The organism is Dactylosporangium sp. NPDC051541, assembly GCF_044454505.1.
GTDB lineage: Bacteria > Actinomycetota > Actinomycetes > Mycobacteriales > Micromonosporaceae > Dactylosporangium.
Map to the genome: position 1 here is coordinate 39,837 of NZ_JBITDU010000004.1, position 26,500 is coordinate 66,336.

20 protein-coding genes and 1 pseudogene are annotated in these 26,500 nt (G+C 72.1%); 6 read left to right on the plus strand and 15 right to left on the minus strand.

Going from position 1 to position 26,500, the window contains the following annotated elements:
- Positions 1-149: 149 nt before the first annotated feature.
- Entirely contained in the window at positions 150-1,046 is an 897-nt protein-coding gene (locus ACIA8L_RS19820) for a GNAT family N-acetyltransferase (RefSeq protein WP_395906449.1), read from the plus strand.
- Here the strand turns inward: ACIA8L_RS19820 and ACIA8L_RS19825 are convergent.
- The 5 genes from ACIA8L_RS19825 to ACIA8L_RS19845 all read right to left on the minus strand — a co-directional run bounded on the left by ACIA8L_RS19825 (position 1,013) and on the right by ACIA8L_RS19845 (position 6,660).
- Positions 1,013-1,699, minus strand: a complete 687-nt coding sequence (locus ACIA8L_RS19825; RefSeq protein WP_395906451.1) for an endonuclease/exonuclease/phosphatase family protein — start codon at positions 1,697-1,699, stop codon at positions 1,013-1,015. The genes ACIA8L_RS19820 and ACIA8L_RS19825 overlap by 34 nt on opposite strands.
- A gap of 63 nt (positions 1,700-1,762) precedes the next feature.
- The gene (locus ACIA8L_RS19830; RefSeq protein WP_395906453.1) at positions 1,763-2,242 is read right to left on the minus strand and encodes an HIT family protein; all 480 of its coding nucleotides are present in this window, start codon (positions 2,240-2,242) and stop codon (positions 1,763-1,765) included.
- 23 nt (positions 2,243-2,265) lie between these two features.
- Positions 2,266-4,029 (minus strand): glycoside hydrolase family 5 protein, encoded by a 1,764-nt coding sequence (locus tag ACIA8L_RS19835; RefSeq protein WP_395906454.1) that lies wholly within the window; start codon positions 4,027-4,029, stop codon positions 2,266-2,268.
- A gap of 37 nt (positions 4,030-4,066) precedes the next feature.
- Positions 4,067-5,482 (minus strand): FAD-dependent monooxygenase, encoded by a 1,416-nt coding sequence (locus tag ACIA8L_RS19840; RefSeq protein ID WP_395906455.1) that lies wholly within the window; start codon positions 5,480-5,482, stop codon positions 4,067-4,069.
- An 11-nt stretch (positions 5,483-5,493) separates the two neighbouring features.
- A complete protein-coding gene (locus tag ACIA8L_RS19845) occupies positions 5,494-6,660 on the minus strand; it encodes an Acg family FMN-binding oxidoreductase (RefSeq protein WP_395906457.1) in 1,167 nt (388 codons plus the stop codon).
- Positions 6,661-6,766: 106 nt separating this feature from the next.
- Between ACIA8L_RS19845 and ACIA8L_RS19850 the strand changes: the two genes are divergently transcribed.
- Positions 6,767-8,971: a LuxR C-terminal-related transcriptional regulator gene (locus ACIA8L_RS19850; RefSeq protein ID WP_395906458.1), complete on the plus strand. Its 2,205-nt coding sequence runs from the start codon at positions 6,767-6,769 to the stop codon at positions 8,969-8,971.
- Positions 8,972-9,036: 65 nt separating this feature from the next.
- The gene (locus tag ACIA8L_RS19855) at positions 9,037-9,249 is read left to right on the plus strand and encodes a hypothetical protein (RefSeq protein WP_395906460.1); all 213 of its coding nucleotides are present in this window, start codon (positions 9,037-9,039) and stop codon (positions 9,247-9,249) included.
- Here ACIA8L_RS19855 and ACIA8L_RS19860 read toward each other — a convergent pair.
- Positions 9,235-9,582 carry a MerR family transcriptional regulator gene (locus ACIA8L_RS19860; protein WP_395906462.1) on the minus strand — a complete coding sequence of 116 codons (348 nt, stop codon included), beginning with the start codon at positions 9,580-9,582 and terminating at the stop codon, positions 9,235-9,237. The two genes, ACIA8L_RS19855 and ACIA8L_RS19860, sit on opposite strands and share 15 nt — an antisense overlap.
- Positions 9,583-9,588: 6 nt before the next feature.
- Between ACIA8L_RS19860 and ACIA8L_RS19865 the strand changes: the two genes are divergently transcribed.
- Together ACIA8L_RS19865 and ACIA8L_RS19870 are read left to right on the plus strand one after the other, a co-directional pair.
- Positions 9,589-10,071 carry an SDR family NAD(P)-dependent oxidoreductase gene (locus ACIA8L_RS19865; protein ID WP_395906464.1) on the plus strand — a complete coding sequence of 161 codons (483 nt, stop codon included), beginning with the start codon at positions 9,589-9,591 and terminating at the stop codon, positions 10,069-10,071.
- Between the two features lie 134 nt (positions 10,072-10,205).
- Positions 10,206-11,264 (plus strand): hypothetical protein, encoded by a 1,059-nt coding sequence (locus ACIA8L_RS19870; RefSeq protein ID WP_395906466.1) that lies wholly within the window; start codon positions 10,206-10,208, stop codon positions 11,262-11,264.
- On the opposite strand, the gene ACIA8L_RS19875 is transcribed toward ACIA8L_RS19870, so the two are convergent.
- Positions 11,234-11,974: an SDR family oxidoreductase gene (locus tag ACIA8L_RS19875; protein WP_395906468.1), complete on the minus strand. Its 741-nt coding sequence runs from the start codon at positions 11,972-11,974 to the stop codon at positions 11,234-11,236. The two genes, ACIA8L_RS19870 and ACIA8L_RS19875, sit on opposite strands and share 31 nt — an antisense overlap.
- 89 nt (positions 11,975-12,063) lie before the next feature.
- Here ACIA8L_RS19875 and ACIA8L_RS19880 point away from each other — a divergent pair, with 89 nt between their 5' ends.
- Positions 12,064-12,528, plus strand: coding sequence for an RrF2 family transcriptional regulator (locus ACIA8L_RS19880; RefSeq protein ID WP_395908031.1), 465 nt, complete (start codon positions 12,064-12,066; stop codon positions 12,526-12,528).
- 400 nt (positions 12,529-12,928) lie between these two features.
- Here the strand turns inward: ACIA8L_RS19880 and ACIA8L_RS19885 are convergent, their stop codons facing one another.
- The 8 genes and pseudogenes from ACIA8L_RS19885 to lipB all read right to left on the minus strand — a co-directional run bounded on the left by ACIA8L_RS19885 (position 12,929) and on the right by lipB (position 26,461).
- Positions 12,929-14,545 (minus strand): hypothetical protein, encoded by a 1,617-nt coding sequence (locus tag ACIA8L_RS19885; RefSeq protein ID WP_395906470.1) that lies wholly within the window; start codon positions 14,543-14,545, stop codon positions 12,929-12,931.
- A 110-nt stretch (positions 14,546-14,655) separates the two neighbouring features.
- A pseudogene (locus ACIA8L_RS19890) lies at positions 14,656-16,138 on the minus strand (NF041680 family putative transposase).
- Between the two features lie 252 nt (positions 16,139-16,390).
- Positions 16,391-19,321: a glycoside hydrolase family 3 C-terminal domain-containing protein gene (locus ACIA8L_RS19895; RefSeq protein ID WP_395906472.1), complete on the minus strand. Its 2,931-nt coding sequence runs from the start codon at positions 19,319-19,321 to the stop codon at positions 16,391-16,393.
- An 11-nt stretch (positions 19,322-19,332) separates the two neighbouring features.
- On the minus strand, positions 19,333-21,654 hold the full coding sequence (yicI, locus tag ACIA8L_RS19900; protein WP_395906474.1) for an alpha-xylosidase: 2,322 nt from the start codon (positions 21,652-21,654) through the stop codon (positions 19,333-19,335).
- A gap of 19 nt (positions 21,655-21,673) precedes the next feature.
- Complete coding sequence (locus tag ACIA8L_RS19905) at positions 21,674-22,486, minus strand: carbohydrate ABC transporter permease (RefSeq protein WP_395906476.1); 813 nt, start codon at positions 22,484-22,486, stop codon at positions 21,674-21,676.
- Complete coding sequence (locus ACIA8L_RS19910) at positions 22,483-23,355, minus strand: carbohydrate ABC transporter permease (protein ID WP_395906478.1); 873 nt, start codon at positions 23,353-23,355, stop codon at positions 22,483-22,485. Before ACIA8L_RS19910 ends, ACIA8L_RS19905 begins: the two co-directional genes overlap by 4 nt.
- Positions 23,352-24,659 carry an ABC transporter substrate-binding protein gene (locus ACIA8L_RS19915; RefSeq protein ID WP_395906480.1) on the minus strand — a complete coding sequence of 436 codons (1,308 nt, stop codon included), beginning with the start codon at positions 24,657-24,659 and terminating at the stop codon, positions 23,352-23,354. The genes ACIA8L_RS19910 and ACIA8L_RS19915 overlap by 4 nt, the downstream gene beginning before the upstream one ends.
- Positions 24,660-25,822: 1,163 nt before the next feature.
- Positions 25,823-26,461, minus strand: a complete 639-nt coding sequence (gene lipB / locus ACIA8L_RS19920; RefSeq protein WP_395908033.1) for a lipoyl(octanoyl) transferase LipB — start codon at positions 26,459-26,461, stop codon at positions 25,823-25,825.
- Between the last annotated feature and the right edge of the window lie 39 nt (positions 26,462-26,500).

Sequence of the window (26,500 nt, forward strand, 5' to 3'; positions counted from 1 at the left end):
ACGCACAGCCGCCGCGCGGCCTAGAGTTGGCGGCGGTTCACGGTGCGACAGCCGGCGGATACTTCTCTGGTGAATCCGGCCCCATGGGACGGAAGGGTTCAACTCCCTCGCCGCCGGCGTTTTGATCTCGTGGACGCATAGAGGTGTTGATGGAGCGGTTCAGGACTCGGGCTTGTGGACTCGGCGACGCGGCCGACATCGCGGCCGTCGTCAATGGCGCCGCTCGGGCCGGGGGCATGCGGGGTGAGTTCGCGGTCGGCGAGTTCGAGGACTTCCTGCGGCATGAGGTTCGCGACCTCAGTACCGACACCCTCGCATTTTTCAATGAGAACCAACTGGTCGGCGTCGGGCTGGTGCCGCTCGCGGGTGGGGAGCGGATCGAGCTCGTCGGCGCCGTCGACCCGCGATGGCGCGGGCTCGGGATCGGGCGGGAGCTGCTCGGCTGGCAGCTGCGGGTCGCCGAGGGGCGGCGGGCGCAGGTCATCGCCGGGGTCGACGATCGGGCCTCGATCCGGCTCTACGAACGGTTCGGGTTCAGCGTCGCTCGATACTTCCTCGAGATGTCCGCGCCCATTGTCGAGCGCGCGGTGTTGTCGCTGCCCAGGACCGTACAATCGAAACCGCTCGAAGCATTTGAAGCTTTTGACGTGTATCGCGCCCACGCCGACGCGTTCGAAACGCAGGAACGGACCTTCGCGGAGTGGAAGGCGCTCACCGTCGAGTCGGAGAGTTTCCGCGCGGATCTGGCCCGGCTCGCCGTCGACGGGGAATCGGGCGCGATCGCCGGGTTCGTGCTGCCGTACGACCGGGGTTCGCTCTACATCGGCCAGGTCGGCACCGCTCCCGGCCACCGGCGCCGGGGGATCGCGACCGCGCTGCTGAGCGAAGTCCTCGCCGCGGCCGGCGCGGCCGGGTTCACCGTCGCCGCCCTCGACACCGACGCGGCCAACCCGACCGGGGCGCCCGCCGTCTACGCGCGCGCCGGCTTCGTCGTCGACCAGCACATCGTGGCCTACCAGCGGACGGCCGCCGACAGCAGGTTGTGATCGGAGCGGCCGCCGGCGTCCTCGACCCGGGCCGGGTCCACCGTGGCCCCGCGGACCGCGACGTGGTCGATGGTGCCGGACCGCGCGCCCGGGCGGGTCGGCAGCGACCCCGGCTCCAGGGCGGCGATCGTGAACCGCGGGCCCAGACCGGCGGCGACGACCGCGGCGGTGGCGTTGAAGTCGCCGAGCAACACGGTGCGCTCGGCGGCCAGCGCGGCCAGCCGGGGCAGCTGCCAGACGGCGGCCGGGCCGAAGCCGACGTGCGTGGACACGACAAGCGTGCCGTCCAGCGCCACGGCCAGGAAGCCCTTGCCGGGGTCGCCGGCGAACGCCTCGCCGGCCACGACCCGGGCCGGGCCGGACGTGAGCACCGCCAGATACTCGGCGCCGTCGCGCAGGCCGGGGTCGGCCCGGCGGACCTCCGGGATCCGCGGGTATCGGAACGCGTGCACCGTGAACCGGGAGCCCCGCAGCGCCGCCAGGAGGTCGCCGCTGACCTCCTGCAGGGCGATCACCCGCTCCGGCCGCGCGGTCAGCACGGCGACGATCGCGGCCGTGCGCGCGGCCTCGTCGGGCCAGCGCACGGCGACCGGCTCGGCGTAGTTCTCGGCGTGCACGCGATGCAGGACGTTCCAGGTCGCCACGGTCAGCACGGCGCCCAACCTACCGCCTTTGATCTGTCCCTTGGTCCCCGGAAAGAACCGCTTTGCCCACGGCTACGGCGAGCGCAGCGCCTTCCCCGCGAAGTGGGTGCGCAGTTTGTCGGCGTAGGTCAGCCGTTCGTCGGCGGTCGCGAAGTGTTCGTGTGGCTGGGTGAAGTAGAGGTTGTCGTCGGTGTATCGGGGGAAGACGTGCATGTGGTAGTGCCAGACGTGTTGGTTGCCGGCGGGTTCGTTGTGCTGGCGGACCGAGGTGCCGTCGCAGCCGTAGGTGTGGCGGATCGCGGTGGCGACGTCTCGGGTGAGGTCAGAAATGGCGTGGCCGGTGTCGGCGGGGAGGTCGTAAAGGTTTTCGATGTGGGTGTTGGGGACGACGAGGACGTGGCCGTGGTTCTTGGGCCACCATCGGGGTGCGATGAAGGCCATGGCCAGGGGGTCGCGGCGGACGATGTCGAGCTGGGACCGGTGTTCGTCTTCGCCCCCGGCGACGAGGCGGCACATCGAGCATTCATAGGCGTCGGGTTCGTGGTTGAACATGGCACCCCTCGAGTCCGAGAGCGTCAGATGGCGGGGCGGCAGTAGAGGGCGGCGGGGGCGCCGTTGGAGCCGAGCCGGCGGGTGAAGGCGATCCCGGCCGCGTACTCGCCGTCCGCGCACTGGCCCTTGTAGTGCCCGGTCGCGAAGTCCCCGCCGGGCGCGCCGGACGGGCGGTTGTCGCTGCGGTCGAACCACACCGTGCGGCCGCCCGGCGGGAGCGTGGAGCCCGACGGTGCGCAGAGGGCGCTCGACACCGTCGCGCCGCGGACGGCGTATCCGATCAGGAACGCGCCGGCCGGGCACTGGAGTTTCGTGTAGCCGGAGGCCCAGTCCGGGGTGGCGTACCGTTCGTCGGTGACCGTCTGGGCCGCGGCTCCGGGCGGCCACCGCAGCGCCAGGGTGGCGTCCGTGCACAGGGCTCGGTTGCCGTCGTGGGCCAGGCCGGCCAGGCGCTGGCCGTCCGGGCACGCGGCCTTGCGGGCGCCCGGGTCGAAGTCGGCGCCGGCCCGCATGCGCAGAGACTCGATGAAGTCGCCGTGATCGGGGCTGAGCATCGACCAGTGCGGTACCCCCGGAACAATGCCTGTCCGCCCTGGACTGTCGACCAGGCGGTGCCAGTCGGCGGCCCGCCAGTCGGTGCCGTCGTCGATGCCGAGCAGGGCGCCGGAGCGGTCGTAGCTGAGCAGCGCCCAGCCGTTGCCCGTCCCGGCGGACTGCCAGCCGATGAGGGGCCAGTATGCGAAGTCGGTGTCGTGTTGCACGAGGTAGTCGACGAAGGTCGCGAACCAGGCGCGGCTCTTCGCGTCGCTGCCGAACCGGCCGATGCCGAACTCGCTCACCCAGAGTGGTGCGCTGAAGTGCTGGGCCGACTCCTCGGCGACGTAGAAGGCCTCCTGGTACAGCGTGGAGTACAGCTCGTCCCGGCCCAGGTCCCGATAGCGCGGGTCGCTGGTCTCGCCGACGCCGGTCGCGCCGCTGTGGTGCGGGCCGGTGTAGTCGTAGAAGTGTGCGGACAGCACGAGCTTGTCGGAGCGCACCAGCGTCGGGGACAGGATGCGGTCGCCCACGTGCTGTGCGGCGGCGAACCAGTCGTGGCCGTCGCCGAGGCCCCAGTTGGGGTCGTCCCACACGGTGCGCCGGACCTCGTTGTAGAGGTCGGCGCCGGCGACGCGGGCGTTCGTGCGGTACCGGCGAACCATGAGGAGCCAGTCCGACTCCCACGTCGTGTCCGATTGGCTGGCGTTCCAGCGCTCGTTGCCGTCGACGCCGCAGCACCAGCGGGTCGTGTTCGTGTGGTTGTTCAGGATCACGGCCAGGCCGGCGCCCGTGAGCGCGCCGACCACCGCGTCGTAGACCTGTAACGGCGTCAGTCCGCGCAGGCCGGGGTTGGCGGCCACGGCGCCGTCGGTGACGGGGCGCTGGTCGTGGACCATCTCGTTGGAGAACGGCAACCGGACGCTGTTGATCCCGGTCGCCCGCAACTGCGAAAGAAGCTGCGGCAGGGGTACTCGATCGAGGCCGAGCGGGATGCGTCCGGAGTTCTCGCCGGCGTGGTGGGCGGCGTCGTCCTCGACGTCGCCGGAGCCGCTCCAGGTGCCGCTCGCGCCGTGCCAGTTGCCGGCCTTGAGCTTGAACCGGCTGCCGGTCGCGTCGACGATGTAGCGGCCGCGCGTGCTCAGCGGTCCGGTCCAGGACACGTCCGCGGCCGCCGTCCCGCCGCTGCTCAGGACCGGCGCGAGGGCGGCCACCAGCGCACCGACGACCAGCACCCGCAGCGGCGATCGCATATCGAAGATCGTAGCTGAAGGGGCGGCCGCCCGGGGATCATGAGCGGCGGGCGGGCATCGCGTTGCGGACCGCGCGGTCCAGTGCGGCCGGGAGGGCGTCCGGGCGGCCGCGCCAGGCGACGTGGGCGTCCGGGCGGACCAGCGTCCACGGGGTCGCCGGGTCGGCCGGTGGGGCCAGGGTGACCCGGTCCTCCCGGCCGGCCAGGGCGGGGCGGGCCGACTCGGGGGCCACCAGGACGTACGCGCCCGCGCGCAGCGCCTCGTACAGCCGGCCGCCGCCGAGCAGCGCGACGTCCGCGGCCCGGGGCGCGTCCGGGTAGTCGATGCCGATGCCGGAGATGGTGCCGGCGACCTTCCGGGCCACCGGTGGCAGGTGCAGGGCCGCGCCGCCGATCGTGTTGCGGGTGAAGCGGCCGGCGCGGGAGCGGATCATCGCCATCCGGATGATGGTGCCGCTGCTGCGCAGGACGAGGCGGCCGACCGGGTGGCGCTCCCGCTCGTAGGTGTCGAGCAGGCCGGCGGGGGCCCGGTCCAGCACGGTCGCGGCAAGCTTCCAGCCCAGGTTGGCCGTGTCCTGCAGGCCCGTGTTCATGCCCTGGCCGCCGGCCGGGGAGTGCACGTGCGCGGCGTCGCCGGCCAGGAAGACGCGGCCGGCGCGGTAGTGCGGGGCCTGGCGCTCGTCGCTGTGGAACCTCGACAGCCAGCGGGCCTCGGTCAGGCCGTGGTCGGTGCCCAGGGCGCGACGGGTCACGGCGCGGATGTCGTCGAGGGTCACCGGGGCGGTGTCGGGCAGCTGCTTGGTGCGGTCCCAGGCGAAGATGCGGTACCAGCCGTCGCCGAACGGTGCGATGAACGCGAACCCGTCACCGACGGCGTTGACCGCGAGGACGTCCGCGGGCGGGTCGGTCAGCCGCACGTCGGCGAGCATGATCGAGGAGAGCACCGACCGGCCCGGGAACGGCAGGCCCAGGGCCTCGCGCACGAAGCTGTGCACGCCGTCGGCGCCGACCGCGTAGTCGGCCCGGACCGTGGAGCCGCCGACGGTCAGGTCCACGCCCCCGGCATCCTGGCGCAGCCCGGTGACGGCGGCGCCGCGGACGATGCGGGCACCGGTCGCGCGGGCGCGGCGTTCGAGCGCCCGCTCCACGTTGTACTGCGGGGTGATCAGCAGGTACGGGAAGCGGCTCGGCAGCACCGACAGGTCGATCTGGAGGTGGTCGAAGAGGCGCAGGGCCTGGATCGGGGCGCCGCCGGCCACGAGCTCGTCGGCGAGCCCGCGGGCGTCGAGGTGCTCGAGGGTCCGCGCGTGCACGCCGAACGCGCGGGTCAGGTTGGACTCGTCGCCGCGGCGCTCCAGGACGGTGACGTCGACGCCGGCGGTGGCCAGGTCGCCGGCGAGCAGCAGCCCGGCCGGGCCGGCGCCGACGATCGCGACGGTGGTTCGCTCGATCATGGTGGTCTCCTCTACTTCGTGACCTGGGTGGCGGGCCGGCGCGGGCTCGGGGCGCCGGGGCGGACGGGATGGCCGACGCGGAACGTCAGCAGCGGGTGCTCGCCGGGCGACAGCAGCTTGGCGAAGCGCGGGGCGAAGGTGGGCGCGGCGCCGGCCGCGTGCTCGCGGTCGATCCGCTCGGTGACCTGGTTCATGTGGTGCAGGGCGAGGCCGCGGGCGGTCGCGGTGAGGTGGACGCGTTCGAGCAGGCGGCCCGCGGTGAGCTGGACGGCCCGGTCGTCCGGGGTGGCGGTGGTGATGACGCCGTACGCGGCGGCGGTCGCCGTGTGCACCGTCGTCGTCTGCTCCAGCCAGAACCGGTCCCCGTCGGTGCGCGAGGACGCGGGCAGCAGCTTGGCGATCGCGAGCTTCAGCGGGCCGAAGCCCTGGCCGCCGAGGGTGAGGCCGTCGCGGTGGCGCTGGATGTCGGCGTCGCCGGGGCGGAACCACGCGAAGTTGTCCCGGGACTGCCGCTCGTCGGCGCACAGGGCGGCGGCCGCGTCGACCAGCAGGCGGCTCAGGGCGGCCCGCGGTGCCGGGTCGGCGATCCAGCGCACCCCGACGCCCGGGAGTCCGGTGGCGTCGACCAGCCCGGCGAGGGTCTCGTCCGGTACCGGGTCGGCCGTGAACGGTCCCCGGTTGGTGTGCCGGTCGCCGATCGCGTCGTACAGCGGGCTCGGCACCGGCGCCGCGGGCCGGACGGCGACCGTGGCGACCCGCGCCCCGGCCGGCCCGTCGGGGAGCAGCCGCACGTCGGGCTCCAGGCCGCGGGCCCGGCCGGCCAGGACGAGGTTCTCGAGGGCGCAGCCGACGCCGATGTACTGCTCCCGCCGGAACGGATCGACCGTCCCCGTGTGCCGGTCGGCGTCGACGAACACGTCGACGGCGTCGGCGCGGACGCCGAACACCCACGGCTGGGTGTTGTGCGGGCTGGGCGCGAGCACGGCCGCCGCGACCGCGCCCAGCAGGCCCGGCCCGTCCCGCCAGCGCCGCCAGGGGTCGTAGGCGTCGCCCTGGCCGGGGCTCAGCGCCGCCGTGTCGTAGACGCGGTAGCCCAGCGCACCGGTGCCGGCGACGACGACCGTGGCCGCGCCGAGCCCGAACGCCCGCAGTACCTGCCGGCGGGGAACGGTCTTCATGATGGCCTCCTCGGCCGAGACATCGAGGTGCGGCCAGCGTCGTGCGGTCCGGGGTGCCGGCGCACCACCCGTTGGCGGGAAGCACCCGGGGTGCCAGACTGCGAACGTGCCCAACCGGCCGCCCAGCCCGCTGCTCGCGGTGAAGTACGCCGTCCCCCCGGTCCGGGCCGCGCTGCTGCCGCGGGCCCGGCTGGAGCGGCGGCTCGACACCGCGGCCAAGCTCACCGTCGTGGCCGCACCGGCCGGCTGGGGCAAGACCAGCCTGTTGACGCGCTGGGCTTCCGAGACCGCGGCGGGGGTACCGGTGGCCTGGGTGTCTTTGGACGAAGGCGACGACGAGCCCGTGCGGTTCTGGAGCTACGTCCTGTCGGCACTGCGCCGGGCCAGCGACGCGATCGGTCCGGCCGCGGGCGAGGCGCTGCTGGCGGCGGCCGACGGCCCGACCGCGGAGGCGCTGCCGCTGCTGCTCAACGAGCTGGCGGCGGCGACGGCCCGGCACGTGCTGGTGCTCGACGACTACCACGTCATCACGCATCCCGGCATCCACGAGAGCGTGGAGTACCTGGTCGCATACCTGCCGGAGACGCTGCGGATCGTCATCGCGACCCGGGCCGACCCGCCGCTGCCCCTCGCGCGGATGCGGGTGCGCGGCGAGCTGACCGAGGTCCGCGCGGCCGACCTGCGCTTCTCCGGCGACGAGTCGCTCGGCCTGCTGTCCGCGGTCGCGGCGACGGAGCTCGACCCGGCGGCCGCGGCCGCGATCCTCGAGCGCACCGAGGGCTGGGCCGCCGGGCTGCAGCTGGCCGGGCTGTCCCTGCGCGGCCACGGTGCACCGCACAGCGACGACCGGCACCTGTTCGACTACTTCACCGCCGAGGTGCTCCCCGCGCTCGCCCCGGCCCAGCGCGACCTGCTGCTCCGGGCCGCACCGCTGGAGCTGCTGTCCGGCTCGCTGTGCGACGCCGCCCTGGACGTCGCGGGCTCGGCCGGGGTGCTGGCCGACCTCGAACGCGCGGACCTCTTCGTGGTGTCGCTCGACCGGGAGTGGTACCGCTGCCACCGTCTCCTGCGCGAAGCGCTTGGCTGGTCCCCGGGCGCCGCGCCGGACCCGGCCGCCCGCGACGTCCTGCGGCGGGCCGCCCGCTGGTTCGAGGAGCACGGCCGGATGGACGACGCGGTGCGCTGCCGGCAGGACGCGGGCGACCACGCCGAGGCGGCCGCGCTGCTCATCGCGCACCAGCAGTGGTTCCTGGCCCGCGGCTGGGCGGCGGCGCTGCTCGCCCTCGGGGAACGGCAGCCGGCGGCGACAGTACCCCCGACGCTGGCTCTGTTTCTGACGTATGCCGCGGATGCCACCGGCAACCGGGACCGGATCGGGCATTGGCTGGACGTGTGCGCCGGGCAGCTGGACGCGTCGACGGTCGTGCCGTACTGGCGCAACGCCAAGGCGGCCGAGCTCGCGCTGCGGGCGGTGTGGGCGGCGGACATCGACCGGGCCGCGCTGGCCGAGCAGGCCCTGGCCTTGGAGGCGGCGGCCGGGCCGGACCCGCACCCGGTGGTCGGGATGACGGCCGGCATGGCGTACGCGTTCGCCGGGCGGTTCGCGGACGCGGTGCCGCTGCTGGCCGGATTCTGGCGGCTGCGCGGGCAGGGCACCTGGTCGGCCGGGGTGGACCTGCAGACCGCCGGGCAGCTCGGCCTGGCCCTGCTCGCCCTGGACGCCGACGCGGAGCTCGACCGGCTCCTCGCCGAGGCGGTGCCCGCCGCCGACGCGGCCGAGCGGGACTGGGGCGACGCGGCCGCGGCGTATGTGGCCACCGTCCGCCTGGTCGAGGGGCGCCGCGCCTACCGGCTGGGCGACCCCGCCCGGGCCGCGGACCGCCTGGCCCGTGCCCTGCGGCTGGCCGAGCTGGCCAGCCGCGTCGCCGACCAGGTCGTCGCGCTGGTGTTCCGGGCCGACACCGAGCTCGGAGCCGGCAGCCGGGCCGCCGTCACCCGGGCCCGGGAGCTGGTCGACAACGAGCCCGTGCCGCCGTTCGTGCACACCTGGCTGGAGGCGGCCGAGACCCGGATCGGGCGTAGTGCGGCCCGGGCCGCGGCCGGGACGGGGGCGCTGGCCGAGCCGCTCACCGACCGGGAACTGTCGATCCTGCGGATGCTGCCCGGCCCCGCCACCCAGCGCGAGATCGGCGCGGCCCTGTTCCTGTCCATCAACACGGTGAAGGCCTACAACAAGAGCCTGTACCGCAAGCTCGGCGTCGCCGGCCGCCAGGACGCGGTCCGCGCCGCCCGGGCCCTCGGGCTCATCTGAGCACCCGGGGTACTTCCCGCCCCCGGGTGTTGCGCCGCGCTCCGCCCGCCGCCGACCGTGACCGGATGGCACACGCCGAGTTCGACGTGGGCGGCCGGCTGTCCGAGTCGCTGCTCGACCTGATCCGCAGCCGCTTCGGCGAGGTCCGCACGCGGCCGTGCGGCCCGGGCACGACCGTGATCGTGCCCGGCACCGATCCGGCGTCGGTCCGGGCCCTGCTGACCCTGCTCTGGGACACCGGCCACGACGTCGTCTCGATGCGGTCAGGAGCCGGCTGAGGCGGGCTCGTACCGGCAGCCGCCGCCCGGGTCGCTGGAGACGGCGATGACCTCGTTCAGCCGGTCGCGGGCCGCGGTCAGGTCGGCGATCTGCCCCTCGATGCGGTCCCGCTCGGTGGCCAGCCGGTGCCGGGACTCCGGCGTGCTCACCCTCGCGTCGACGTGGACGATCAGCTCGGCGATGGTCCGGCTCGGCAGCCCGGCCGAGAACAGATGCTGGATGAGCGCGACCCGGGCGACGGCCGGCTCCGGATAGTGCCGATGCCCGCCGCCGGTGCGCTCGGCCGTCAGCAGGCCCTGTTCTTCGTAGTAGCGCAGGGACCGCACACTCACACCGGCGTGGCGACCAACGCCGACCTGATCGCCGGCGACCTGGCCGAGATCCGCCACGAGCTCGACACCCACTTCTGGGGCACGCTCACGGTCACCCGGGCGTTCGCGCCGCAGCTCGCCGACGGCGCGATCCTCAACGTCCTGTCGGCGCTGTCCTGGTTCGCCTCGCCCGGCAACGGCGCCTACGCCGCGGCGAAGGCGGCCCAGTGGAACCTCACCAACGCCGTGCGCCTGGAGCTGACCCCGCAGCGCACACAGGTCACCGGCGTCATCGTCACCGCCGTCGACACCGACATGGTCGCGGGCCGTGGCGTGCCGGAGAGCCTGCTGAACGATCCGGTGGTGGTGGTGCGGGCCGCGCTCGACGGTCTGGAAGCCGGGCGGTGGGAGGTCGTGGTCGACCAGCTCGCCGGCATGGTGAAGCAGGCCCTGTCCGGCGACCCGGAGGCGTTCTACACCGCGCTCAGGTCCGGGCCGGCGGCGGGTTGAGACGGGCGACTGCAAACCCGCACTGATCGCCCCCGATCGACCTCCGCCGCTCGCGTCGCCGAACACCTTCGAGACGACGATGCGGACGGCACGCTCGTGAGCGGCCGCGTCGAGGTCCGGGATAGGTTGCTCGGATGGTCGACTTCGGGTTGTTGCTGCACGCGTATGGCCGGGCCACCGACACGCCCGGGCATCTGGCCGCGCTCGTCGACGGGGATGTGGAGGCGAAGCGGGCCGCGCAGCAGCACCTCTGGGGTGCGATCATCCACCAAGGTACGCCCTGGCTGGCGACCCCGCCGGCGGCCCTGGCCGTCGCCGAGCTCGTGAACGATCCGCGGCTGGCCGGCGCCGAGGACGCGGAGATGCGGGCCAACCTGCTCAGGTTCCTCGGCGCGGTCGCCACCGCCGGGCGGGTCACCGAGGTGGACGCCGAGGAGCTGACGCCCGCGCGGGAGGCCGAGCTGCGGGCCGCCATCGAGGACGATGAGGACGATGTCATCTACGGCGACGAGGCCCTCGGCAACGCCGTGTACAAGCGGGCCGTCGACGGCTGCCGGGAGGTCACGCCGGCCATCGCCGCCGCGGCCCGGTCCGCCCTCGGCGATGGCGACGCGCGGGTGCGGGCTTCGGCGGCCGCGACCATCGGCGCGTGCGGTGCGCAGAGCGATCAGCTGGCGGGGCTGGCGGCCAAGGCGGAGCCCGACGAGCGGGCCGCCATCGTGCTCACCATGGCCGAGCTGGGTCAGGACACGCGGCCGTTTTTAACCGATCCGCATCCGGGGGTACGGGCCTGTGCCGCCCTGGCTCCCGCGCTCGCCGACGACGAGGCCGCCACCGCGGAGATCCTGGCCGCGTTGGCGGACCCGGCGGCCATCGAGACCTGGTTCGGCACGACGCCGCCCCAGTTCTCGATGCACGTCCGGTTTCCGCTGGTCGCCGCGGCCGTCGAGCGGGTCCGGGACAAGGCGCGGCTGCTGCCGGCCGCCCTCGCCCTCGCGCCGATCGCGAGCATCTCCACCGCCCGCTCCGACTGGGGTGTCCTGCTGCGGGCGCTGCCCGAAGCGGAGCAGCGGCAGTACCTCCGCGCCCTGGCTCGAAACGAGGAGCTCTGGGACCCCACGAACGGCAGCGCCGGGCTCGTGTTCCAGGAGGCCGGGCTCCCCTACGACCGGGCCGCCAGCCAGTCCGCGTAGCTGATCGCGCCGATGTGCGCGTCCGGGCCCGTGGTCAGCACCTCGTCGTCGATGTGGGCGCCGAAGTAGGTGGCGGACGGGTCGGTGACGACGACCGGCGACTCGCCGACGGCCCGGCGGACGAAGTCGTCGAGGCCGATCTTCTCGGGGCCGCCGAGCTCGACAACGCCCTTGACCGGTGGGGCCTGGACGGCGCCGGCGAGGACCCGGGCAACGTCGTCGGCGGCGACCGGCTGGAGCTTGGCCGGGGTCAGGTGGGCGGTGCCGTCGGGGCCGGTGGCGGAGGCGGCGATGCCGGCCGCGAACTCGAAGAACTGGGTGGCCCGGACGATCGTGAACGGGACCGGGCCGCTGGTGATGAGCTCCTCCTGGGCGACCTTGGCCCGCAGGTAGCCGCTGCCCGGCACCCGGTCGGTGCCGACGATCGACAGGGCGACGTGGTGCCCGACGCCGGCTTTGGCCGCGGCGGCCAGCTGGTTGGCGGTCGAGGTGCGGAAGAACGCGAGCACGTCATCGTCGGCGAACGACGGCGAGTTGGTGACGTCCACGCTCACGTCGGCGCCGGCGAGGACCTCGTCGAGGCCGATCCCGGCGATGGTGTCGACGCCGGAGCTGGGTGACGCGGCGACCGGGTCGTGCCCGGCTTCCCGCAGCAGCGCGATGAGCTTGCGGCCGATCAAGCCGGTGCCGCCGAAGACCACGACCTTCATGACTGTACCTCCAACTCGGACAAACTTTGTCTGAGAAGAACTCTACCCGGACAACACCTGTCCGAGTCAAGTAGGATGGGCGGGTGAAGATGTCGGGTGGTGTCGAGTGGGCCGTGCACTGCTGCGTGGTGCTGACCGCGGCCCGCGGGCCCGTGCCGGCCGCCCGGCTGGCCGAGCTGCACGACGTGTCCGGCAGCTACCTGGCCAAGCAGTTGCAGAGCCTGGCCCGGGCCGGCCTGATCCACTCGGTGCAGGGCCACGCCGGCGGCTACGCGCTTACCCGCGATCCGGCCGATATCACCGTGCTGGACGTGGTCACGGCGGTCGACGGGGCGACCCCGGCGTTCGTGTGCACCGAGATCCGCCAGCGCGGCCCCCTGGCCACCCCGGCCGAGGCGTGCACGCGCCCGTGCCCCGTGCACCGGGCGATGGCGGCGGCCGACGACGCGTGGCGGGCGTCCCTGCGCTCGGTGACGATCGCCGACCTGGCCCAGATGGTCACCGACGACAACGGCCCGTCGGCCCTCCTGGCCGTCCGCCAGTGGCTGGACTAAGTTCTGTTTGGTGATCCAGGTTTTGTGTCTGGGTTAGGCAACAGTCCGGTTCGTGGTCCTCGTCGTTCCGGTGTGGCCCCGCACTGAGTGTGGGGGTGGTCCGGGGTTGTCGGGGTCACCGTGCCGGTAGTTCGCCGAGCACGCCGGCACCGGCCGTCCCGGGTGGGTTGGCTGGTGCTGCGTTGCGGCCGCGGTCCGCCAGCGTTGTGCTGGTGGGGGCGGTGGTGTCCGGTTGACTCGGTCCGGGCTCCTTGCAGCCCGTGGTTGATGGCGGCCACCCCGTGGGTGGCCAAGGTGTGGTGGGCGGCGTCCCAGTCGACCCGCGCGGAACCGGGTGTGCCGGGTTGGGTCAGGACGGTGTGGGCGCCGATGAGGGCGGCGGTGAGGTCCCGGTCGCCGGTCAGGCCGCAGGCCGGGCAGTGGTGCCGGCGGTGGCGCAGCTGTTTGGGGACGCGGGTGCCGCAGAGGCAGTGCTGGGTCCAGGCGGTGTGCCGGGTCCCGGCCCGCTGCAGCCCGCCACCCCCGGCAACTTCGGCGACCTTGGCGTCTCGTGGCTGATCGCGTGGAGCAGCATGCCGGGGGTGAAGGCGTGGATGCCGCGGCCCCACCGCCGCGCCCAAGTGCTGAGATCACAGTCCTCGACGGTCAGGTGCGGGCCGTGGACGGCGACGATCCGGGCGGCGGCGATGCGGGCGCGGGTGTGCCCGGATCGGGTGCGGGCCGCGCCATCGGCGGCCGCGTGCGCACGTAGGTGCCGGTACCCGTTGGACAGGGTGTCGCGGTGGTAGGCCTGCCGCGGTGTTCCGGCCGCGTTCGCGAGCCGTGGCCCGCCCGGGGTGGTCACGGTGACGGGTGGCAGAGCGGCTGCGTGGCGGCGGTCGGCGCGGCGTTGCTGGCGTGGTGAGAGCCGGTATTGGGCGGGGTTGCTGGTGCGGCGGGAGCGGTCCAGGGCCCGGTTGCGTCGGCGTTGCCGCAGCTGTTGCGCGGCCAGCCGCTCCCGGTCGGCACCCGTCTTGGCAAGGTAGGTGGCCACCATTCCGGCCGGGTCGGACGGGTGGGTGGGGACGGAGACGACGGCGAGGTTGGACACGTTGACGTCGATCCCGCCGCGGCGGTGCAACCCGGCGGCGGCGTGGCGGCGGGCGGCGACCGCGGGCGCCGTGCGGCCCGGGCCGAGGATGCTCAGGTGGGCTTCGTAGCGCCAGCCGCCGGGCCGGCCGGGGTCGCGGGACCGGACCACATCAACTTTGTGCCACCGGTCAGGGTTGCCGAGGTAATGCTCCACCACGGGCTGGCGGCCGGGGCCTTGTGGGAGCCGGACCGGCAGGACCAGATCTCCCTCGCCGGTGCCGGTGAGGATGACGGCGAACGCGCTGTCATGCTCCCACCAGGACCGCACCGGCACGCCGTGGCGGGTCGCGGCCACCGGGCGCAGCGCCCGGGGCTGGCGCAGCCGGCCGTCGTGGTCGTGGGCGTGGCGGTGGCCGGGCAGGGTGCCGACGAGTCGCCATGTCTCCCATTTCCGCGCGGTGGTGTGGGACCGGGCCCGGCCTGGCATGGTCCGGAAATCCCACCACGACCCGACCCCCGGCCGGCCGGACCGGCGGCCCGACGTGTCGGGGAACAGGTGCCGGTCCACCGGCTGCCACACCCCGTCGGCCAGATGCATCGCCAGAGCCTTGGTGACATACCGGCGTAGGTGCGGGGCCGCGTCCAGGTGCCGGTAGGCGGCGCGTTCCAGCCCGCCCAACGTCAACCCGACCCGTTCCCGCACCGCCACCGGACCGGGCGCAGCCGGACCGGCGAGCGCGCGCCGGTACGCGGCCAGCCGGGCCACCGCATCACGCTGCACCGCCCGGCGCACCCGAAACCCGGCCGCGAACACCCGCTCCAGATGCCGCCGCACCCGCGGATCGTGGACATCCAGCGGCAGCCGCAGCACCGAGCGGGGACCGTCGTAGCGCCACGACACACCCCGGCCGGGCCCACGCCGCCGCTGCACCGTGCCGTCCACCATGCCTGCCACCATAGAGCCACATGGCCCCACGGTCAAACCGGTCCGGACACTCGACACGACAACGGCTGCACACTTACATCGACAAACGCTCGCGAATTTCCAAACACGCCTTAGCTTGACTTTTTACCTTTCCGTCTCGGTTTGTGATTGATGGACTTCTTCTTCGTTGATCCCAGCTGCCGCGTTTCGTTGCTGGTGACGGTGTAGACGTCGTAGCGGCGGGCTCGCTGGCGATTGGGTTGTCCGGGTGGTCGTCCGGGTCCAGGCCGGCTGGGTTTCGGTGCGCTGGCGGGGCAGGCGGTCGCAGCGCGGAGGTGCCGAAAGTCGCGGCGGACCCGGGCGGGAGTGAGTCGTTCGGGTGGTGCGGGTCGTTCCCAGGGCCGGCGCAGGTCGGCGGCGAGCGGTCGAGTGAGCCGTAGCTGGGTGTGCGCGGCGATGATGAGCCAGGTCCACCGGTCGGCGGCGTGCGGGTCCCGCAGTTTCGGCAGGGTCCAGCCGAGGGTCTGTTTGATCGGCCGGAAGGTGTGCTCGATGTCGAAACGGCGCAGGATCGCCTGCCACAGGAGGTCCCCGATGGCCAGGTCCGGAGCGCCGGCGTCGCGTGGGTCGTACGACCACAGCCACAGCGGTTTTGCGTCGCGCCGGAGGGCAGGCGCTGCACGTCGAGGCGGATCACGGTGCCGTGCAGGATCGGCAAATCCTGGCAGTCGGCCCAGGCGGCCCGGCGGGTCAGCCGCGGGTGCAGCCGGTGCCAGGCCCGGGCGGTCGCCGTGCCGTAGAGCCGGGTCTCGGTCACGGTCGTCACGTCGGGCTCGCTCCAGCTGGCCGGGTCGCCGAAGATGCACTCGCCGCCGTGCCGCCGCGGCCGGCCCCGCTGGCCCGGCTGGACCGGCGGCGCCGGGCGGCGCAAAACCCGGTCGGAACGCATCCGGGCCAGGACCCGCACGGGCAGGTCCTGCAGCAGGCAGGCGAGCCGGGCCGCGTCGTATCCGGCGTCCATCACCACCCAGACCGCCGGGTCACCGCTCTGCCAGTGCCCGGCCTCGATCAGCCGGGTCAGCACGCCACGAACCTGCATGCGGTGACCGCTGCGAGGTCGGTGTCCGGGGTCAGCCGGACCGCGTCCAGCACCGCCGTCCACGAACTGCGGCCGGTTTTCAGGGCCACCACGAACGCATACGGCCAGCCCGGCACCCCGACATGCTGACCCCGGCCCGGCCCGGAGATATGACACAGAATCCGCTCCGGCGACGTCGCCGCCTCCGGCCGCAGCCAACACGTCACATCCACGGCAAGGACGAGGCGGCCGTCCGCCGCCCGCGGCAACGGCCCCGCGGTCACCGCCGTACGCAACCGCTCGACCTCCACCCGACCCGCCGCCAAGGCGTTGTACAAGGCGCCATGACCACGGCGATGCTCCGCCACCAGCGACAACCCCGGCAACGACCGGACCGGCCCGTCAGCACACAACACCGCATCCGCAAGCTCGAACAACGCATCACCACGGCCGCTCAACGACGCGTGGAACGCCTCCCGGAACCGGCCCAGATCCCCGGCGCCGACCGCAGACCGACCTTGCGGCACACTGATCACCGACAGCCCCTGGTAGTTGATCTTTCCTCCCTAGACAAGAGGAATGATCACCCAAGGGCTGCCACCACAATCAGCCGGCGTCGACGCCAAAGATCCAAACGTTAAAACTCAAGTTAGCACCCGACACAATCCAGTAGCTGGTGTTGGCGGGATCGGCGGACAGCAGCACCCCGGAGCTCAGCGAGGACGACCTCTACCAGCATCGAGGAGTGGACCGGCGCCGCCCCACACGCGGCGCCGGTCCCGTTCCCATCAGCGCAGCGAGAAGGTCGAGAGCCGCGCGGGTCCGCCGAACACCAGGTACACGTCGTGCCGGCCGCCCAAGCGCGGCACGCGTGCGGTGATGTCGGCATAGGTGTACACGTCCGCGGTGGCCGGAAGGTTCACCGTGGCCAATATCTGCCCGCGGACCGGATCGTCGAGCCGGACCTGGACCGTGGTCGGCCCGCCCGGACTGGCGGCCCGGGCCGTGAACGTGCCGGGGCTGGAGCGCAGGTCGGCGTCGGCGTATCGCAGCCACTGCCCGGCCCCGGTCGCCGCGACGGCCGTGCCGCCGGCCTTGGCCTCGTCGACCAGGACGGTGCCGGAGTAGCCGTCGAAGTCGGCGGCCCGCACCGACCGGAGGTCCCGGGCCGGGATGGTCGCACCGCGCACGTCGAGCCGCGCGCTGGAGCGGATGTCGGCTGAGGAAGTACCCACCAGGATGTCGTGTGTCGCGTCTTCGACAACCCACCGGTTGCTGGTCACGTCCCAGAACCGCAGATCCGACGCGGCGACGGAGAACGTCACCCGTTTCGTCTGACCGGCTTCCAGGTGTACTCGCTGAAAGCCGCGCAGCACCTTGACCGGCTGCGGCACCCGCGATTGCCGCTGGTGCGTGTAGAGCTGCACGACCTCGTCGCCGGCCCGGGCGCCGGTGTTCGTGACGTTCAGCGCGACCTGCACCGTGCCCCGCGCATCCACTGTGGACTGCGACAGTGCGAGAGCACCGTACCGGAACGTGGTGTACGACAGCCCGTATCCCAACGGATACAACGGGTTGCCGTCGTAGTACTGGTAGGTGCGCTTCGAGCCGATGATGTCGTAGTCCATGATGGACGGCAGGCCGTCGGCGGTGCGATACCAGGTCTGCGTCAGCCGGCCCGCGGGGTTGCGGTCGCCGAAGAGCACGTCGGCGAGCCCGTGCCCGGTCTCCTGCCCGGCGTGGCTGGTCCACAGCAGCGCCGGCGCGTTGGCCTGCTCCCAGTTCAGCGCGGTCGGGTAGCTGTTCTCGACGACGACCACCGTGTTGGGGTTGGCCGCCTTGACCGCCCGCACGATCGCCTCCTGGCCGGCCGCCAGGTCGAGGTCGGTGCGGTCGTGATCCTCCCGGCCGTTGATGAACGGCATCGAGCCGACCACGACGACGGCCGCGTCGGCGCCCGTGGCCGCGGCCACGGCCGCGTCGGCGCCGCTGCTGATGACCTCCCGGCCGAACTCGGTCGCGGTGTCGGCGGTGGCCGCGCCCAGGTTGAGCGTGCCGTCGGCCTGGACGACGACATACGGGGTGCGATACGACGGGGCCCAGTCGAACGCCGACTCGTAGCCGGCGTACTTCAGGACCACGTTGCCGTCGGGGCGGCTCTCCAGCTTGAACTGCTGCTGCACGAACCAGCCGTTGGGCTGGGCCTGGTCGGCGGCGAACCCGGACCAGTTGTAGCCGACGGTCTTGCCGTTGGCCGCGTTGCGCAGGGTGACGATCCCGCCGCCCCAGTCGAACACGTCGTACTGGGCGCCGGCCGTCGCCGTGGCCCCCGTGGCCGCGAGCAGGCCGCTGTCGCCGACGACGTACTTGCCGGTGCCGGCCTGCTTGAGCGCGATGCGGTCCACGCCCTCGCTGAAGGCGACCTGGGAGCGTTCGGCGATCCCCTGGCGCGGCGTCACGGTGTAGGGGGCGGTGCCGCCGTACCAATCGCTGTAGACGGTGTCGGCGAGGGGACCGACGACGGCCACCTTGCCACCCGGGCGCAACGGGAGGACGCCGGAGTTCTTCAGCAGTACCGCCGACTCCGCAACGGCCTGTCTGGCCAGCCGTTGGTTGTCCGCTGTGGACGGCTTGACCGTCCCGAACGGCCCGCCGTCGGGATCGAACTCGCCGAGACGGAACCGCAGCCACAGGTTCTGCCGCACCGTGTCGTCCAGGTCGGCCACGGTGAGCAGGCCCTGGTTCAGCGCCGCGTGCACGGCGTCGACGGTCGGGGCGGCATTGGTGTTGTCCTGCGTGAAGCTGTTGAGCCCGGCCTTGATCGCGGCCGCGTCGGCCTCGGCCTGGGTGGCGTAGTAGTGCTGCGAGCCGGTCAGGTTGCCCGGACCGCCGGCGTCACTGGGGTTGAACAGCGGGTATCGGCCCCAGGCGCGAATCGCGTCGAGCTCGGGACTGGCCGTGTTGGGCCGGCCGTTCACGAGGTTGTAGGACGGCATGACCCCGGTCGCGGCGCCGGCCTGCAGCGGGATACGGAACGCGGTCTCGTCGTACTCGTGCCGGACCCGCGGCGGCACGGAGGCCGACGTCGTGTCCCGGTGCGCCTCGTTGTTGTACGCGAGGTAGTGCTTGAGCGTCGGGGCGGTCTTCAGATACAGGGGGTCATGACCCGCCATACCCCCGGCGTAGGCGGTCGCGAGCTGCCCGGTCAGCCACGGGTCCTCGCTGTAGCCCTCCTCGTTACGGCCCCAGCGCGGGTCCCGCAGCGGGTTGACGACCGGCGCCCACAGGTTGAGGCCCCACACGTCGGGGTCGGTGGCGTGCAGGCCGCGGGCCTCGTCGCCGACGGCCGCGCCGATCCGGTCCAGCAGCGCCGGGTCCCAGGTGCTGGCCAGGCCGATCGCCTGCGGGTACTGCGTCGCCGGGGCGCTGACGACGTTGCCGTTGTCGTGGATGTTCGTGGACCAGGCGACGCCGTGCAGGGCCTCGGTCCCGGTCTTGAAGATGCCGATGCCGAGCCGGGGGATGGCCGGCTGGTACTGGTGCAGCAGCGAGACCTTCTCGTCGAGCGTGAGTCGCCGCAGCAGGTCGTCGACTCGGACCGGCATCGGCAGGCGCGGGTTGCGGAACGCCTCCGGTGGGGGTGCCGCCCCGGCGCCGGTGGGCGCCAGGGCGGGGGCGAGTAACACGGCCAGGGTCGCGACAATCAGTCGCCTGTGCATGGTGCCTCCTATCAGTGGAGGTGCACGATCACCTGCTCGATATCGGCGTCCGCCTCGATGAGGACGCCGCCTGCAGAGGGAGCTGGCCGGCCGGCGTCCACGGCCGCCACCGTGTCGACGCCGGCCAGCCGCACCCGCCAGGGCGCCGCGCTCCCGCCGCGGCGCACCTCGACGACGGTTGCCGACCGGCGCACGGTGAACGTCGCCCCGGGCCGGCCCTGCGGGGTGGGGACCTCGACGGTCACGCTCGCCCCGTCCTGCAGTTCGTAGGCGCGCAGCGTCACACCGTCGGCGTAGTCGTAGGCGGGACGGTCGTCGTGCGCGCCCAGTGCGATGACCGAGCCGGGCCGGGCCAGCACCGGCAGGTCGCCGATACCGTACCGGCGCCGGACCCACCCCGGCCCGGTCAGCACCTCCCCGCTGCGCAGGTCCGTCCAGCGGCCCGCGGGCAGGTAGAACGCGACGTCGCCGGCGGCGCTGAACACCGGGGCGACGAGGATGGAGTCGCCGAGCATGTACTGGCGGTCGAGGTGCGCGCAGGCCGGGTCGTCCGGGAACTCCAGCGCCATCGGCCGCATGACCGGCACGCCCTCCCGGTGCGCTGTGACGGCCGCGCCGTACAGGTACGGCATCAGCCGCGCCTTCAGCCGGGTGTACTCCCCCAGCACCGCGACCGCCTCCTCGCCGAACAGCCACGGCACCCGGTAGGAGCCGCTGCCGTGCAGCCGGCTGTGCGAGGACAGCAGGCCGAACGGGATCCAGCGGGTGAACACGGCCGGGTCCGGGGTGCCCTCGAAGCCGCCGATGTCGTGGCTCCAGAAGCCGAACCCGGACATCGACAGCGACAGCCCGCCGCGCAGGCTCTCGGCCATCGACGGGAACGTCGACTCCGAGTCGCCGCCCCAGTGGACCGGGAACTGCTGCCCGCCGGCGGTGGCGGAGCGGGCGAACAGCACCGCCTCGCCGTCGCCGCGGTGCTCCCGCAGGAGCTCGAAGACCGCCTCGTTGTACAGGTGCGTGTAGTAGTTGTGCATGCGCGCCGGGTCTGAGCCGTCATACCAGGCCACGTCGGTCGGGATCCGCTCGCCGAAGTCCGTCTTGAAGGCGTCGACACCCAGGTCGAGAAGAGCCTTGAGCTTGCTCTGGTACCACGCGCGCGCCTGCGGGTTCGTGAAGTCGACCAGGGCCATGCCGGCCTGCCACAGGTCCCACTGCCACACGTCGCCGTTCGGGTAGGTCACCAGGTAGCCGGCGGCCGCGCCCTCGGCGAAGAGCTTGGAGCGCTGCGCGATGTACGGGTTGATCCACAGGCAGATCCGCAGCCCCTTGGCCTTGAGCCGGGCGATCATGCCGGCCGGGTCCGGGAACGTCTCCGGGTCCCACTCGAAGTCGCACCAGTGGAACTCGCGCATCCAGAACGTGTCGAAGTGGAACACCGACAGCGGCAGGTCGCGCTCGGCCATCTCGTCCACGATGGACGTCACGGTGGCCTCGTCGTAGTTGGTGGTGAACGACGTCGACAGCCACAGCCCGAACGACCACGCTGGCGGCAGCGCCGGGCGCCCGGTGAGGGCCGTGTACTTGCGCAGCACCTCCTTCGGCGTCGGCCCGTAGATCACCAGGTACTCCAGCACCTGCCCGGGCACGCTGAACTGGACCCGGGACACCGCCTCCGAGCCGACCTCGAACGACACCGGCCCGGGGTCGTTGACGAACACGCCGTAGCCGCCGCTGGTGACGTAGAACGGCACGTTCTTGTACGCCTGCTCGCTGCTGGTGCCGCCGTCGGCGTTCCACACGTCGACGGTCTGACCGTTCTTGACCAGCGGGCCGAACCGCTCGCCGAGGCCGTAGACGGTCTCGCCGACGCCGAGCTCGAGCTGCTCGCGCAGGAAGTGCCCGTCGTCCGTGGACAGCGCGGCCAGGGCCTTGCGCGGGCTGGTGGTCAGCACCCGGCCGGCCGCCGTGAACTCCAGCCGCCACTCGTCGCCGAGCGCGAAGCGGGCGCTGAGCTCACCGGAGGTGAAGGTGGCGGACTCCTCGTCCCGGGTCACCTTCGGCGAGGCGGCCGGGTCGGACTCGATGCGGAAGTGCGGGCCGCGGTCGACGCCGCCCGCATAGCGCGTGACCCGCACCGCGATCACGTCCGGGGCCGGGGCCGTGCACCGGACGGTCAGCAGCGGCATGTTGAGTGTGTCCCCGCGGTGCGTGACGCGCTTGGCCGGCGCGTAGACCGTGAGCCGATCCGCCTTGACCTCGACGTCGCGGACGTGCACGGGGTACTGCGGCTCGACGCCGGGGCGCAGCCGCCAGTACCCGTCGGTGAACTTCATGCGGGCTCCAGTCGGGGGATCACTTGACCGCTCCTGCCGTGACACCCCGGGTCAGGGTGCGCTGGAAGACGAGGAAGAACAGCACCGCGGGCAGGATGCCCAGCAGCGCCGAGGCGCTCGTCGCGGTCGCGTCGAGGTCGTGCTCGCCCTGCAGGAGGGCCAGCGCCAGGGGCACGGTCTGGTTGCGGTTGGAGATCAGGAAGATGAGCGGGATGAACAGCTCGTTCCAGGTCCAGATGAAGAAGAACGTGAACAGCACCGCGAGGGTCGGGCGGCTGACCGGGGCGACGACACGCACCAGGGTGCGCAGCCGGCCGGCGCCGTCCATCGCGGCCGCGTCCAGCAGCTCCGGCGGGAACTCGGCCAGGACGGACGAGAGCAGGAACGTGCCGAACGCGCTCTGGATCGCCGTGAAAATGATGATCATGGCGAGCTGGGAGTCGTAGAGGTCGAACTCGGTGGCGAAGTGGTACAGCGGGTAGATGAGGCTCTCCTGCGGTACCAGATTGGCGACCAGGAACGCGGCCAGGAACCAGCGCCGGCCCCGGATCCGCCCGATGCCCAGCGCGTAGGCGTTCAGCAGCGAGAAGCCGACGCCCAGCACGGCCACCGCGCCCGAGATCACGAGGCTGTTGATGAGCGTCTGCCCGAAGTTCGCCCTGATCCAGAACGCCTTGATGCCCTCGAACGACACGTGCGTCGGCAGTGCGAGCGGGCCGACGGTGGCGTAGTCCTGGGGCGTCTTCACCGCGTTGATGAGGACCAGCGCGAAGGGCGCGAGGAAGATCAGGATCACCGCGAGGAGCAGGACGAGAACGGTGTATTTTTTCATCGCGTCTGCACCCGGATGAAGGCGAACGTCAGGGCGACGATCAGCACCGCCAGTACCGTCGAGATCGCTGAGGCATAGCCGACGTTGACGCTGCCGAAGTACTGCTGCCAGGCGAAGTACGACGGCACCATCGTCGAGCCGCCGGGGCCGCCGCCGGTGAGCACGAAGATCTGGGCGAAGACCTTCAGCGCGGCGATGGTCGTGGTGATGAGCACGACGCCGATCTCCGGCCGGATCTGATACACGGCGATCCGGGTGAACCGCTGCCACCAGCCGGCGCCGTCGAGCGACGCGGCCTCGTACAGCTCCGGGTCGACCCGCTGCAGCCCGGCCATGAACATCACGACCGGGTAGCCGACCTGCACCCAGACCATGACGGCCATGACGGTGTACAGCGCGTAGTGCTCGTCGCCGAGCCAGTTGCGGGCCAGCGCGCCCAGCCCCACCTTGTCGAGGATGGTGTTGAGCACGCCGAAGTTCGGGTTCAGGATCCAGCTCCACACGATGCCGGTGACCGCGAGCGGCAGCACCTGCGGGAGGTAGAAGCCGTTGCGCAGCGCCCGGGCGGTGCGACCACCCAGGCGCGGCGCGACGTAGTCGAACAGCAACGCGGCGAGGAACAGTCCGAGCAGCGTCGGTACCACGGCCATGGCGACGATCATGAACGCGATGTTCTTGAACGACAGCCAGAACCGGTCGTCGTGCAGCAGCCGGTCGTAGTTGTCCAGGCCGATCCAGCGGGGCGGGCCCACGCCGGACCACTCCGTGAAACTGGTGCCGACGGTCATGAGCAGCGGTACCGCCACGACCAGCCCGACCAGCAGGAGCCCCGGGATCAAGAACGGCCAGTAGCCTTTGCGGCGATTCATTTGCCGACGTTCGCCAAGTTGTCGTTGTACGGCTTGGCGATCTGGTCGAGCACCTCGGCCGGCTTGGCCGAGCCGTTGATGAGCTTCTGCGCGCCGGCGACGAGCACGTCGTAGTAGCCGGGCGCCGGCCAGTCCGGGTAGAACGCCAGCCCGTCCTGCTTCGCGATCAGGTCGTAGTTGGCGATGAGCTCCTTGCTCTTGGCATCCGTGATCTTGTCGGCCTGGGCCGCGACCGGGATGCCGCCGTTGTTGCCGAGCAGGTTCTGGATCTCGGGCTTCATGGTGATGTCGATGAAGTCGTAGGCGAGAGACTTGTTCTTCGCCTTGGCCGGCACGACCCACAGGTTGCCGCTGGAGCCCGGGAAGAGCTTGCTACCCGGGAAGAGGAACGAGCTCCACTGGAACGTCGCCTCCTTCGCGGCCCGGCCGTAGAGCCAGCTGCCGGTGATCATGATCGGGGACTTCTGCTGCTCCCAGGCCAGGATCATGTCCTCGGCCTTCAGCCCGGCCGAGTTCTTGTCGATGAACCCCTTCGACACCCAGTCCGCGAACGTGTTGGCCGCACCTGTCCACTCGGGACCGTGGAAGTCCACCTTGTTCTTGTACAGCTGGTAGTTGTCCACAAAGGACCGGTCGGCCTTGGCGAGGGCCAGGGAGTACAAAATCTGCTGGGCCGGGTATTCGGCACCGCCCACGCTGATCGGCGTGATCCCGGCCGACTTGAACGTCTGCATGGCGGTCTCGAACTGTTCGAACGTCGTCGGCACCTGGACGTTGTTCTTGGCGAACATGTCCTTGTTGTAGTAGACCATCACGTATTCGGCGTAGTTGGGCACGCCGAACCATTTGCCGCTGCCCATGATGCCGCGGGGGTCATACTTGGCGGTCGTCGCCAGCCCCGGCGAGAGCAGCTTGCTCCACCCGCGCTTGTCGGCCTCGGCCGAGAGGTCGGTGAGCAGCCCCTGCTTGGACAGCAGCCCGGAGGTCGCGTTGCCCTTGTTGTACTCCATGACGTCGGGCGCGTCACCGGAGTTGAGAATCATGCTGGCGCTCTGCCGGATCTGCTCGAAGCCCTTCTCCTCGAACGTCACCTTGACGCCGGGGTGCGAGGCTTCGAACTGCTTGATCGCCTCGTTCCAGGCCACGCCCATGGCGCTGGCCGCGCCCTCGTAGTGCCAGAGTTTGAGTGTCTTGCCGTCACCTTGCGCCTGATCGTCCCCGCCGCTGCCACAAGCAGCGAGCGCCGGGGTGAGCGCGAGTATGGCCGCCGCGGCTACAGCGGCGCTGCGGATACGCGTGAACACGTCTGCTCCTGATGTAGGGCCTCACGCTGCGCGCGAGGGCTGTAACACGGCGGGGGTGGCGCCGTGCGCGGTTGCGGTACGCAGTCGGTCCGGGCCGAGCTAGGTCTCGTGGGCTTTTGCCAGCCTTCGCAGGACTCCGATGGGGTTTGTTCGAAATCCTGTCGAAGCGCTTCGACAGGCAAGTTACGAAGAAGAACGCCGCTTGTCAACAGCTATGCGAGTCCCTCCCAGGTCCGCCGCCCGCGCCCGAGGAAACTTCCAGTTGTATTTGCTGTGCTGCTGGCTCGCTCCGCTCGCGGCAGGGAAGGCTTCGCCTCCACCCACACCCCCGCACAATCCCCGCCACCACGTCACCGCCTCAGCGGGTGCCCCGCCTGTATCTCTGGCTCGCTGCGCTCGCGGCAGGGAAGGCTTCGCCTCCACCCGCACCCCCGCACAATCCCCGCCACCACGTCACCGCCTCAGCGGGTGCCCCGCCTGTATCTCTGGCTCGCTGCGCTCGCGGCGGGGAAGGCTTCGCCTCCACCCGCACCCCCGCACAATCCCCGCCACCACGTCACCGCCTCAGCGGGTGCCCCGCCTGTATCTCTGGCTCGCTCCGCTCGCGGCAGGGAAGGCTTCGCCTCCACCCACACCCCCGCACAATCCCCGCCACCACGTCACCGCCTCAACGGGTGCCCCGCCTGTATCTCTGGCTCGCTCCGCTCGCGGCAGGGAAGGCTTCGCCTCCACCCACACCCCCGCACAATCCCCGCCACCACGCCACCGCCTCAACGGGTGCCCCGCCTGTATCTCTGGCTCGCTCCGCTCGCGGCAGGGGAAGGCTTCGCCTCCACCCGCACCCCCGCACAATCCCCGCCACCGCGTCACCGCCTCAGCGGGTGCCCCGACAACCGCCCGCCCCGTCCCCCACCCCGACGCTGCCGAGCGCCGAACGCGTATCCCGGCTGACTCTGGACAGCGCCGGTCAGCGACAGGAACCAACCGAGACCAGCGTTAGCGGATCACGGGCGCGGCATGGATGCAGAGACCTGAGCCGCGATCCCGGCGGCGCTTGGGGTTCCGACGATCCAGGCGGACGGGAGCGAGCGCCGCGGACTGTTGTCGACCGAGCCGGCCGAGGTCGAGGCGCGGCGGGCTGAGCGGTGGAAACCCAAGAGCCTTCAGGTAACCGGGCGGGTCGCGCCGAGGCTGCGGGCGACGGCGGCGCGGACTTCGGACATCGTTGGCATTGGGCGGTTGGCGGTGTCGGCGAGGTGGCGCAGGGAGGTCATGGTGACGCCGTCGAGGCGGCAGGCTACGAAGCGGTCGTAGACGTCCAAATCGGAGTCGACGTTGATGGCGAAGCCGTGGCTGGTGACGCCCTCGCGGATGCGCATGCCGATCGAGACCAGTTTGTGGTGGTCCGGGGTCCAGACGCCGACGAGGCTGTCGGCGCCCGGTGGGGTGTCCCGGCGGACCGCCGGGAAGCCCAGATCGGTCAGGGCCTCGATCAGTGCCAGCTCCAGCCAGCGCACCACATCGCCGGCGGCTCGTTCGCGGATGTTGATCACCAGGTAGCCGACCAGCTGGCCGGGGCCGTGATACGTCGCGTGGCCGCCGCGGTCGACCTCGATCACCGGCATGGAGCCGTCCTGCGGCAGGTCCGACTGGGCGGTGTGACGGCCGTAGGTGATGACCGGCGGGTGGGTCAGCAGAAACAGGCGGTCCGGGGCCTGGCCCGCCTGGCGTTCCTTCACCCAGCCGCGCATCGCCTCGGCGGCCTCCAGATAGTCGACCTCACCCAGGTCGACGCGCACCATCTCCACCACAACGCCAATACTCCCTCAGGATTGCCGGAA